13 protein-coding genes are annotated in these 12429 nt (G+C 34.2%); all 13 read right to left on the reverse strand.

Annotated features, from left to right (window positions below; translation table 11 throughout):
- Window positions 1–68 precede the first annotated feature (68 nt).
- The 13 genes from H6G73_RS16920 to H6G73_RS16980 all read right to left on the reverse strand — a co-directional run bounded on the left by H6G73_RS16920 (window position 69) and on the right by H6G73_RS16980 (window position 12292).
- Window positions 69–1187: a glycosyltransferase family 4 protein gene (locus tag H6G73_RS16920; protein WP_190606573.1), complete on the reverse strand. Its 1119-nt coding sequence runs from the start codon at window positions 1185–1187 to the stop codon at window positions 69–71.
- Between the two features lie 71 nt (window positions 1188–1258).
- A complete protein-coding gene (locus H6G73_RS16925) occupies window positions 1259–2230 on the reverse strand; it encodes a glycosyltransferase family 2 protein (RefSeq protein ID WP_190606575.1) in 972 nt (323 codons plus the stop codon).
- A 97-nt stretch (window positions 2231–2327) separates the two neighbouring features.
- Window positions 2328–3524, reverse strand: a complete 1197-nt coding sequence (locus H6G73_RS16930) for a hypothetical protein (protein ID WP_190606577.1) — start codon at window positions 3522–3524, stop codon at window positions 2328–2330.
- A 399-nt stretch (window positions 3525–3923) separates the two neighbouring features.
- Window positions 3924–4871, reverse strand: a complete 948-nt coding sequence (locus H6G73_RS16935; RefSeq protein WP_242034230.1) for a glycosyltransferase family 2 protein — start codon at window positions 4869–4871, stop codon at window positions 3924–3926.
- A 397-nt stretch (window positions 4872–5268) separates the two neighbouring features.
- A complete protein-coding gene (locus tag H6G73_RS16940; protein WP_190606579.1) occupies window positions 5269–6072 on the reverse strand; it encodes a 6-hydroxymethylpterin diphosphokinase MptE-like protein in 804 nt (267 codons plus the stop codon).
- A gap of 38 nt (window positions 6073–6110) precedes the next feature.
- A complete protein-coding gene (locus H6G73_RS16945) occupies window positions 6111–6833 on the reverse strand; it encodes an SDR family NAD(P)-dependent oxidoreductase (protein ID WP_190606581.1) in 723 nt (240 codons plus the stop codon).
- Window positions 6834–6912: 79 nt separating this feature from the next.
- Window positions 6913–7065 (reverse strand): glycosyltransferase family 2 protein, encoded by a 153-nt coding sequence (locus H6G73_RS16950; RefSeq protein WP_199317756.1) that lies wholly within the window; start codon window positions 7063–7065, stop codon window positions 6913–6915.
- Between the two features lies 1 nt (window position 7066).
- A complete protein-coding gene (locus H6G73_RS16955) occupies window positions 7067–7900 on the reverse strand; it encodes an FkbM family methyltransferase (RefSeq protein ID WP_190606583.1) in 834 nt (277 codons plus the stop codon).
- Window positions 7901–7994: 94 nt separating this feature from the next.
- Window positions 7995–8888, reverse strand: coding sequence for a class I SAM-dependent methyltransferase (locus H6G73_RS16960; protein ID WP_190606585.1), 894 nt, complete (start codon window positions 8886–8888; stop codon window positions 7995–7997).
- Between the two features lie 19 nt (window positions 8889–8907).
- A complete protein-coding gene (locus H6G73_RS16965) occupies window positions 8908–10197 on the reverse strand; it encodes an ABC transporter ATP-binding protein (protein ID WP_190606588.1) in 1290 nt (429 codons plus the stop codon).
- Window positions 10198–10259: 62 nt separating this feature from the next.
- Complete coding sequence (locus H6G73_RS16970) at window positions 10260–10712, reverse strand: DUF29 domain-containing protein (protein WP_190606590.1); 453 nt, start codon at window positions 10710–10712, stop codon at window positions 10260–10262.
- Between the two features lie 228 nt (window positions 10713–10940).
- The gene (locus H6G73_RS16975) at window positions 10941–11414 is read right to left on the reverse strand and encodes a DUF29 domain-containing protein (protein ID WP_190606592.1); all 474 of its coding nucleotides are present in this window, start codon (window positions 11412–11414) and stop codon (window positions 10941–10943) included.
- Between the two features lie 41 nt (window positions 11415–11455).
- Window positions 11456–12292 carry an ABC transporter permease gene (locus tag H6G73_RS16980; protein ID WP_190606594.1) on the reverse strand — a complete coding sequence of 279 codons (837 nt, stop codon included), beginning with the start codon at window positions 12290–12292 and terminating at the stop codon, window positions 11456–11458.
- Between the last annotated feature and the right edge of the window lie 137 nt (window positions 12293–12429).

Consider the following 12429-nt stretch of genomic DNA (forward strand, 5'->3'; position numbering starts at 1 on the left):
TTATATTTCTAATTTAAATAGCTGCTTGGATGATGGCTGATATGATTTCTCAGTCTTGCCAACTGCTTTTAGAGACAAGAGTGGAACATATCCATATAGGCTGGAATCAAATTTTTCCAACTAAAACGTTTCCGAACATACTCACGTCGATGAATTATTGCTTGTGGTGATTGTGGTTGTTGTAAGATTTGAGCGATCGCTTGAGTCATTGCACTAGGTTTAGATAAGTCAGCAAATGTTCCCTCAGAACCCAGTACATAACGCATTACAGGGTGGTCATGGACAATACAAGGCAATCCGTGAATCAGTGCCTCTAAATAAACTCGCCCGAACCCCTCCTGTAGTGACCCAAGCACAAATATGTCAGATACTTGATAATATTGACTCACCTGTTCATACGGCACAGAAAGGGCAGTAAATCCTTCCTTTCCTAGACGCAATGTGGCTTGATTAATAATAGTCTGACTATCTTCATTTATATGTCCCAACATCACCAAATAGGGGCGTGGTTCAGGCAAGGCTGCTACTTCATCCACTACATAATCCATACGCTTATGGGTAGCACTAATCCAACCTACACTAATAATAATTGGGCGATCAATTGGCAACCCTAACCTTTGCTTAAGATTTTGTCTTTCATTCTGATTGAGCAAAGGATTTCCCTGTGGCACATTAATACCGTAAGGAACAAGAAAATGTTTTGAAGGTGACTCTCCTGCTTTTAAAGCTTGCTCCAAGTAAAATGGGGCTACCTGCTGAACATAGTCTGTTCTACTAAACGGTGGATGACAAGGACCTCCATTAGAAAAAATCAACCGATAAGGCACACCAATTTGCTTACGCCACCAGTAGAGTTGAAACCCAAGGTTAGAATCACTGTAGAAGATAATATCTGGTTTGCCCTTTTTAATTTGGTAGACAAAAGGCAGGAAAGAAGATAATTGTTCAACTACATAGCCGTTGCGCTTGATCAACTTACCTAATAATTGTGCTATCTTTCCATTGCGTGGCACATTCCACAATCGTTGTTCATCTGTTTTTTCCTCTCCTGCACCTTTAAATAGTTCAATTTGTAATCCTTCAGTACCATGTAGTCCATCAAAACATTCACGGGCAAATGTTTCGATACCTCGATTAATTATCCCTACGCCTGTGCAGGCAAGATATACTTTAAGCTTTTTTTTCATAATTACTCAATTTTAATTAAACACACATTTCGATACCTCGATTAATTATCCCTACGCCTGTGCATTTAATTTCAAGACTTAAGTTTTAAATCTGCGCTTAATTCTTTTATAAGTAACTGATTAATTTCTTCTGAAATTGGTTGTGGTTGAGTATGATTAGAGAATCCGGGACGAGTCAAGTCTAGAATTGGCAGTAGAGAAGCATGAACTAATCGCTGTACCAACCGAATATGTGCTGGTTTCAAGTGATTAGTAAACTGGTAGCGCGGTAACTCTGTACCTGGTTTCCAGTATTGCAATTCAGGGTTGTCGTTGCTCACAACAAATTTACGCCAATTTGTTTCTGACCAATGATGTTCTTCTGGCCTTGACCAATTTTTACGGTTTGTTGCATCAGCCATCATAATTGCTCGCAACCGATAGCGCCGCTCTAGTTGAACAGGATCACGATGGGGATAATGTCGAATTGGTAGTCTTTCTTTAGCAACAAAACCTGCATTAATGGGAAAAGAGCAGGTTTCAGGCCATTTCATGGTACTGCGATAGCGACATAAACGTGGTTCACTGTAGTAACTAGGTGTAAAATAACGGCGACGTTCCGCTATTGAACTCTGACGGTCATGGATAGTTTCTTCACCTCGTTGCCAAGCTGCTAATTCTTTTTCGGTCAATTGGAAATCATAATATTGATGATAAACAATTGTTTCATAGGGACGCAAATAGGTTTTGACAAACTCTGGGGGTGGAATGTGGTGAAACTCATCAGCATCAACTCTTAAAAACCAATCACCATCTCGCATTTCCTCACGGGCTATATGAAACATATAGCCACGTAATTTAGTTTCAGAAAAATATACAGGTTCTTTACGAATTGGTTTAACGCGCTGATCTTGAGAAGCTATATCTAAAACAATTTCCCAAGAATCATCAACACTACCAGTATCGAAAACATATACAGTATCCACCCATTGGAGAAGATGTTGTAAACACTGTCTAATAATATCCGCTTCATCACGGACAGGAAGTAAAGCGTAAAATTTCATAGTTAATTATTTTCACTAAACAAACAAAAATTGTTAATTATTTTCACTAAACAAACAAAAATTCTAAATTAATATTGGTAAAATATGAAAATTTCAACTATGAATCTTTGAGAATATTTTCCATAACGCTAAAAAATATATCTGTCGCTCTTGATGAATGTGCATATTCTTGATACCATCTAAATACTTTAAATGCTATGTCATATACATCTAATAATTGATCAGCATTTGAAGAGGAAAATTTATCATCTTTAATGAAGACAAAACCTGGATGGTTAAAAACTCCAATAGCATATTCCATACCTGGATTACCAAACACAGGAATTGTTCCATGAGAGCAAGCTGTTGCAAAAACTCCAGACTTAAAAATTAGTGATGAATCAGCTAATAAATTTCGGGTAAAATAGTACATATAACAGAATCTAGAAATACTAAAAATGTAGCTTGCTTCTTGATTTGAAATACCAGGTAAGTAGTTGACAATAGGAACATCAGCTTTAAGTTTATTTACAAGATTTAGAATATAGGGATCAAACTTTCCGCCTATAATATTAACTGTATCAATCGATAGTTTTGACTTTAGTATAGGTATTTGTTCAATAAACTTATGCAATGTTTTTTTCAAATTGTCAGTTGAGCCAAAAATTACCCATGAATTTTCTTGTTTACTAGCAAGATTTGTAGGTTCACAGATATTTGAGAAAACTGGATATGTAAATATTTTTAGAGATGGAACTAAACTCTTTAGTTGCCTTTCAACAACTGGATTACTACATATTGCTGCATCAGCACTTTTAATAACTTTCTTCATTAAGAAATTTTGTATTGGCCTCAATATGTAGTCTCGTCTACGCTCAACAATAGGTGGGAAAAATTCATGAAATACTATTATTAACTTTGTTCCATCATCTTTATTTTTATTAAATAAATTTATGAATTTACGAAGATGCTTAGTAAAATAATATTTTTCAAATCCTTCTTTATCTATATAAGTGTCATAAAACCCTTTATCATAATGTAAAATCACTATATTTTTACTATTGTTAAGCTTTTGTAAAACTTGTATTAACGTATCGGATAAATTACTATCGAGTTTCTGTAAAGAATAGATATTACAAATATTATTATCATCGTTTTGATCAGTATCTTTATTACAATCATCAAAAACTATAAAAAAGCTATTTATGTCATATTTATTTTTGATGTTACAAGCAATTTTAAATGCGTAATCACCAATCCCATGAAGACTGGGTGGCAATTTTTCGGTAATTTGAATTATATTGAATTTGACCATTTGTCTTAGAAAAAGAAGCTCTCTTAGACTAGATATGAAAACTTACAGTAGATTGCAACTAAATGAGGTACAGTTTATTCTCAGGGGAAATGGGATTCGCTTTTACCTGTGTACCTCATACACCTGAAAAACGCTGTAATACTAATGCTTGTTTGAATTCATTATGTAACAAGAGATTCAATAAAGTAAAAATTTGTTTTTATCAAAACCTGCTGTTTTATATTCATGGAATCCTTGTTCACAATATTTTCAATCATTATTTTTTATAAACTTGGCATACCCACTCCGGGAGAGCCAAAAAAGACCAATATTAGAAATAGTAATATCACCCATTAAGGGCACCTTTAAGTGTTTGTCTTCATAAATCTAAGGCAGACAAATAAGATATTAATTATTTACTTATCTTTGAAGTAATTTCCGATATAGAGGAGATACAAAAGACTTAAAAAACGGTAATTTTTCTAGGCGGTTTCTCAATAAATCATATTTTTTCACAGAATCTACCAAAGAATATAGCTCCCTCTTTGCTATATCCTCGGCACCATATTTGGAGATAAGTAGTATTGTTTCTGCCCTACTGTATACTCCCTGTCCTACCGTTTTGCTGGCATCATGAGCCAACGCGCAAGAAAGTACGTAGTTGACTGATTCCAAGGAGTATCTCTGACTTATTTCAAGCCATAATTTCAAATCCATGCAATAATCAAGACTAGTATCCAGTGGACCACAATCTAGCCAAGCTTTTCTATTGATGAAGCAGGAAGGCTGTAAAAAGTTGGAGTAACTCATCCAATCTAAAAAAGCCTGAAAATTCGTTTCTTTAGGTTTAAGGGTACATAATATTCTGTCATGTATATCAACTGTATGTCCAATACCCACTATAGCCCCAATACCATATTTCCAGGGAAAAGCTCCAGATATCATGAAAGCATTTGGTAGATAATAATCATCACTATTTAACCAAGCTAATATTTCTCCATTAGTCTTGGCAAAACCTTTATTGATTGCTTCGCTCTGACCATTATCTGGTTCACTTATCCAATAAGACAGCCAAGGCTCATACTTTTTGATAATTTCAACTGAAATATCTGTAGAAGCACCATCAATAATAATGTATTCAAGATTAGGATAGCCTTGAAGTAAAACTGAACGAATTGTTTTTTCTATAAACATTCCTTGGTTATAACTAGGAGTTACAATACTAATACGAGGCCAATCAGAGCCATTTGGCATTTTTTCAGGCAATGTTTCTGTCTGCTCTGTCCAAGGCCAGCCTGTTTTTCCTGGTGGGGGTGGTGGAAGTTCACTTAATGTAGGGCAACGCATAAGCATAAGATAGTTTGCCATGTAAGATTTTTTATTATTTTTTGTTAAAAATTGTTATGTTAATCAAGTCATAATTTTTGACTTAATTAGAGCTTGTGTTTTTGCCCAAATTGCTTGACATAATTCAATATCTCTTTGCTTGTAATTCTAAAGAATATTCTTTTATTGGGAGCATCCCGATTTCGCAAAAATAACCGCAGCAACACCAAAAACTCTCTTCTTCCTTCTTACCTATGCCTTCGGCACGCTACGCGAACGTGTCCTTCGCTCCTTCGTGGTTCGTTCATTTCACGTCTTGAACTCAAGCAAAAAATAAATTTACACATTTGGGATGCTCCCCTTTTATCGCAATTTCTCGACAATTTTTACTCATTTTTTCGCGTAAATTATTATCTTATAAAATTCCATAATCATAGAACTACAATTTAGGAGAATATAGACTTAAAGCTTCTTCATAGGAAATTTTTGTAAATATTTTTAATTTACCATTGACTGTAGCATCATAAATTTGACGATTAGCTCTATTATAATGAAATTTAGCAAGATGATAGGAAAGCTCGGATGCTTCTAGGTCAGGAAGATGCCATTGTTGATTACAAAAATAATTAGGAGCAAAATGGTTAGGGTCTTCTCCTTGTAAAATCTGTTGTTCATTAGGTTGACCTTTAGCTATAAAATTGTGATCTACTCCAATCAAAAAAACTTTGCTAAAGCCCATATAAAATGCTATTTGCATAGCCACATAAGTAACGGTGTGACCTTCACAAATTATTTCTAGAGGATTAGAACTAAATTTATATGAACCTCCAGTTAGAATATAATAAATGTGGTCAAGAGGACGGATTGATGTACGTGCAGGTATATAGGATAAGAAAGATGGACATTGTAAAGCTTCAAATTCTGAGACGCTTTGTTCTATCACTAAAGGGTTAACTGCAACATGATAACTGAGATTGAGATCAACTTTATCAAACATTAAATAAATTTTATTTAACCCAAAGGTGTGATAATTTTTCAGAGGAGACAGATCCATATTGTTTAAAGATGGACCGTTACCTATAATAAAGCAGCTTTCTCCTTTATGAATATCTTTGAATTCGGCTATTTTTTTTCCAAATCTAAAATACCATTGTTGGTAAATTTTATTATCGTAATATTTCAAGTAAGCATCAATATCATTTTTTATGGGTTTAAGGGCTGTTTTTAAGGAATTAATCAGCATTTTGTTGATTCTCATTCTGTGCTAAGTCTGGCGGTAGATCAACCATCAACAACGATTGATTGACCTGTCATGAAAGAAGATTGATTATTATCAGCTAAAAATAGGATTGCTTGAGCAATTTCTTGAGGTTTACCAATCTTTCCTATTACAGTTTTTTGGGCTAAGTTTTGTTTCAATTGATTGAGGTTTGCTCCCGAAAGATGTCCTCTCATTAAACCTGCATCCAGCATGGCAGTATCTACCGCTCCTGGCAAAATGGCATTAACTCTTATTTTATCTTTAGCCCATTCTATGGGTAAAGCACGGGTGAAAGCAACTAATCCTCCTTTACTAGCTGCATAAGCAGCAATATTAACTGAAGTTACGATCGCATGAACTGAGCTAACATTAACCATACTTCCTTGAGTCTTTCGGAGCAAAGGATAGGCTGATTGAGATAATAAAAAAGCAGAACGAAGGTTAATTGACATAATTGAATCCCATTCTCCTATTTCCGTTTCTAAGACTGGCTTACAAATTGAAATAGCAGCGTTATTAATTAGGGTATCTAATTGTCCCTCTTTTTGATGTACTTCCTCAACAATTTGAGCCACTGCTTGATCATCGGAGATATCTGCACAAATATAATGACTTATACTGTCAAGTTTCAAGTCAAGTTCACGATCTACTCCTATGGTACACCAGCCTTTAGCCTGAAACAGTTCTGCTGTGGCTTTACCAATACCACCAGCTACTCCTGTAATTAAAGCCACTTTTGTCATTTTTTGTCCCCTATAGTAGCTTGTTTTAAATCTCTGACTAAATTATCTATAGCCATTTGATTTACTTTTAAAACTGCTTCTATGGAAATGGTTGCATGGTTGCATCTGTTGAACCCGAATCAACTACAATGATTTCTACATCCTTAATAGTTTGTTGAATGATACCACTCAATAACCGCCCAATATGTTCTTCTTCATTGTAACAACGAATAATAATTGATATTGTAGGCATTTTATTGTTTGTCAAGGATTACTGATTTGACTAAATTGTATAATTGTTTAGCTCCGGGAATTTTTTTGGCCAAGTTTCTAAGATCAGCTTGTTGTTCCGCTTTTTTTAATTGTTTTAGGTATTTCTCAAGAGTTATAGAAAATTTCTCTTGATCTGAATTAGGAACAAAAATTAAGTTTCCCCAAGCTGGTTCATGATCTAAGGGATAGGGAACACATTGAATCCATAAATGAGGTGGAGTGGCCACCCCTTCTCTACCATACTCTTTTATATCTTCCCATTCCGACACAAATGCAGTATATCCATAGTCTTTCATATAACAAACAACATCGTGATGAGTATAACCAAAACTGGGCTTAGTTCTTTCATCCATAAACTCGGTCATTATAAGTTCAGGTTGATATTTTACAAAGTCAAAACTCTTCAATGCCAAAAAATCAGCCCCCTCTATATCAATTTTTAGCAAAGTGACAGAGGCTATTTGTAGTTCTATTAGGACATCATCTAACCTTACTGTTTCTACTTCATAGGCAAGTTTATGAGTTTTATGCCAAGATGTTAGTGAATGAATGCCATAATGTTCATCACTGACATAAAAGGGAACTTTTGCGCCCGTTACATCTGATACAGCTTTGGGAATACAAGTAACATTTTCAAAATTAATTAGATTTTGAATAAATGCTTCTCTATTTTGGTTTTCTGGTTCAAAAGCAATAACTTTCCATCCTTTTTTAGCAAATGTCGATGAAACGCAGCCATGATGAGCGCCAACATCAACCAAAACAGGAAATTTACTATTATAATGATAATCAATTAACAAATTTAGCTCATCCATTAGTAAGTTGCTCCATTATAATTAAATGTTATTTAATCAATTTTAGATTAGTTTTTTATTAAAAAATAACTGATTCAGTCAATAACATAGTAAACTAATTTCCAAGTTTGGTTTTCCTCCATACTCCACATAGTACACCTTCTGTGTGACTATTGTGTATTGCTTTTGCTTCTTCTAATGGGACTTTGCGCCAAGTTATATGACCAATTAATTTTTCTTCTTCAGTAGGTTGTTTACCGCTTATTTGATTTTCTTGTACATATCTTTGACGATCAAAAACATTTTGAATTTTTGACTTAATTCTTTGATAAATTAGATTATAAATACTTGTATTTTTTGCATTTGTAAATTCTTCATAAAGGGTATCTGTATAAATACTTTGATACTCGAAATATTCTAATTTAACAGGAGTTAAAATTTGTTCAAACTTTTTAATTGAATTAATAGTATAATTTCTTGCTTCATTTCCTAAGATTAATTCATCTCTTATCCCAAAAGGAAGTGTCATAATCAATTCACCATTTGGTTTAAGCAATCTTGCTAATTCTTTAACTGCTTTTAGATCACCATCTAAATCTTCTTGTGGATTATTTTCATCTATAACCTGACAAGATGCTAAACCAATATGTTCAATTACAGATACCGCCATAATTTTATCAAAAGTGTTATCAGCTATCGGTAAATTCCTAATATCTCCTGGATGAAATTTAATATTTTTAAAAGGTTGAAAAGGAGCATCATAATCTGTTCCATGAACTTCTATTGGTAAATTTTCTAACCAAGAAATCCAAATTGAATTTGATTTAACACTACCTACATCTAAAATACAATTAGCATCTCCTAATTCAGAAGCAGCGAAAGGATATTCGATACAACGACTGTGAAGTTTATCTATAGAACGATGAAAAATACAGTTGGGTTTAACTGTTCCGTTTTGATCTAATTCAAAAATAGGGACTTGAATATAATTGTAATCATCTAAACTCATACTAAACCTCTAATTTCCTTTAATAATTTAATGATGGACTAATTTGTTCTGTATTCCAATGTAATGGGACTGCAATTAAACCGGGTCTTTTATCTGCATAGCTTAATAATGAAGAATCTTGAGAAACCAAATCAACTTCAAAATTTAAGATATCATCTAACTGTTGGAAAACAGCTAAATTAGCTATTCCTGTTTTTATTGATAAAGAATATTTCCCCGACTTAAGTAAAGGACAAGGTAGTTTAACTGTACTTTTATATATACCTTTTTCTCTTGTATTTAATTTAGCAGAGTCGGCATCAGTATCAAAGGATAATAACAATGTTGTTGAATTTCTTTTGATCTCAAAATTAACTAATAAACCTTCTCTTGGCTTAAAAACTATATAATAGAATTCAAAAATAATTTCATCAAAGACATCAAAAATACTCTGTAAATTACCTTGTGAGTCAATAATTTTTCCTTTAATAACTTGCAAGCCTATTTCTGGATTTTCAGGAATCTCAAAAAATGCTTGTGACTCATAGTGATAAAGATTAGCTTGATAATCTTCAATAACTTTTTGAGGTTCACCCGTGGCTATAATTTTACCCGAACTAAGTAAACAACATTTATCACATAAAGCTCTAATCATATCCATCTGATGGCTAACAAACAAAACTGTCCTTCCTTCTTTCCCCACATCCTCCATCTTCCCCAAACACTTCTTCTGAAACTGAGCATCCCCCACGGCCAAAACCTCATCCACAATCAAAATCTCCGGTTCTAAATGCGCCGCCACCGCAAATGCCAACCGCACATACATCCCACTTGAATAACGCTTTACAGGAGTATCTAAAAACTTCTCTACCTCAGCAAAAGCAACAATTTCATCAAACTTGCGTTTAATCTCCGCTTTACTCATTCCCAGAATCGCACCATTGAGAAATATGTTCTCCCTACCAGTTAACTCTGGATGAAAACCCGTTCCCACTTCTAATAAACTGGCAACCCTACCCTTAATTTTGATGCTTCCTGTGGTGGGTTCAGTAATGCGGCTTAGGATTTTTAACAGCGTTGATTTACCTGCTCCATTACGACCAATAATACCGACTCTATCACCTTGTTTGATTTCAAACGAAACATCTTTCAACGCCCAAAATTCTTCAAAAGCAGAATTTTCACGTTTGGCTTTAGGATTAATCAGACTACCAAGAGATTTAACTTTATTAGTAATCACATCCCGCAGAGCAGTGTAGCGTTCCTGCTGCTGGTGTCCAATAATATATTTTTTACCCAGATTTTCAACTCGAATGACTGTATCTGACATTTTAAATAAATTTACAATATAATCTCTAAAATTTAAATACTATTAAACAACTTCATATCTCATCAAGGCAACCATTCAGGATTGAGTATTTCTGTTAAAGGATAAGGACAAGTTTCCGGAAATATTTCCGGTGATAGTTGAGATTTACGAATAGCATTACTTCTAGCTTTGAGATAAATCTTATCTAAGACTTTCAGGCAATGATTATAAAGAACTTTAGACTCCAACAGCAAATCTAATTCCAGTCTAAAGTTATCAATTTCTTTTTCCCAACCCTTACCTGACCAATCTTTTTCTGACTTCCAGTAATCGTAAATTAGTAGATGAATTAAAAGTCTTAATAAGTAACTTTCTACTTTATGCCTTTGTTCGTTTCCCAATGATGTTATTTCCTCAATTAAATGTTCCCAGTCAATGTTTTCTAAATCACGATTTTGCAGTTGGTTACGAGTAATATCTAACCACTCAGTATAGTCTTGTTCATAAATCAGAGAAGTTGCTTTTACAGGTTGCATTTTACTTACTCAGTTAGGTTTTAAATGTTTGTGTTTCTTTAGTGATATCTATTTTCAGATTTATCATCTGTCTCCCTATCTCAATTATATTTATATATATTTTGTTGAAACCTTAATAATAGGATTTGAAAGTTATTAAACTCTCTTTACTCTGGAAACTAGGTAAATCATACATCGTGAGCATGGTTTGACTAGGTGGACGGAGTAGTTTAGTTTGATACATAACAACTATTTCCCCTCCAGCGATCTCTCAAAATCATTTGTAGTGTTACACAGAAACTCATGATTTAATATCTCTTCTATATTATAAGTACAAGTTTCTGGGAAAATAGCTAATGCTAAACCTGTTTCTGCTGATGCTTCGCGTCGGGCATTACGATAAGCTTTAGATAGAATATCTGGTATATATTGGTTTAGACTTGGTTTTTCTGCGAGTAAATCTTTTAAGTCATCTCTCTGGTTGGCAATGGTTGTAAACCAACTGATGGAACGTTTTGCCGGCTGATGTTGCCACTTGAGTAAATGAGCTATTAAAACTACCAAACGGTTTTTTAACTCATTTTTTTCTCTAATACCCATAGCATCCAATTCTTCTGCCAGATTTTCCCAGTCTAATGCTGTTATATCCCGACTGCTTAAAGCTAACTGCTGCTGATTTATCCAGGCTAAGAAATCTGTTTCGTAGAGAGATGACTCAGACATAAAACCTTTGCAACTCTTTATATTTAATTATATCTGTCCACTTAAATCACATCTGCAAAAGTCCTTTCCATCTTGCGAAAATACCAAATCCCACTCACAAAGAGTAATCCCACTAATGCCAAAGATAGTAAAAACCCTGGTAAATATAACTGTGATTCACCACCTAAAATAGCCCAGCGAAAACCATCAATCACCCCTACCATGGGGTTTAAAGAGTAAATAAATCGCCATTTTTCCGGAACAATGCTGCTACTAAACCCTACTGGAGAAATATACAAACCAAATTGGACGATAAAAGGGACAATATAACGAAAATCACGATATTGGACATTCAAGGAAGCTAACCATAAACCAGCACCAACTGAAGCAGCAAAGGCAATGCCAATAAATAAAGGTAGCGTCAAAATTCGCCAACTAGGAACAAAATTATACCAAGCCATGAGTGCCAGCAAAATCATTCCTGATACCAGAAAATCAACAAAGCTGACAACTACGGCACTGGTAGGCACTACTAAACGGGGAAAATAAACTTTAGAAATTAAATTGGCATTTGTAATCAGACTATTGCTGCATTCAGAAAGAGAATTAGCAAAAAACTGCCAAGGTAACATAGCTGAGAACACTAAGATAGGATAGGGTGCTCCTTCTGAGGGTAACTTGGCCAACTGTCCAAATACAACTGTAAATACGACCATTGTCAAAAAGGGACGAATTAAAGCCCAAGCTATCCCAATAGCAGTTTGTTTGTACCTAACTAAAATATCTCGCCATGCTAAAAAGTAAAATAATTCACGATAACGCCAAAGGTCTTTCCAATATTGTTTTTCTGTTCTTCCTGCTTCAATGACTAGTTCTGACTGAGAACTCATTTCTTTCATAGTTATTAATTAATTATTAGTTCAAATACATACCCCTCTTCTGTCACTTTCCGAAATAAACAAGCAGTAAATACAGTAAATTATGCAGAGGAATAAAAGGGTTTGAAGCCATTCATAGCACTAATAAGTTGGTTAAA

Origin of the sequence: Richelia sinica FACHB-800, from assembly GCF_014698825.1 — a bacterium.
In the GTDB taxonomy this organism is placed as follows: domain Bacteria; phylum Cyanobacteriota; class Cyanobacteriia; order Cyanobacteriales; family Nostocaceae; genus FACHB-800.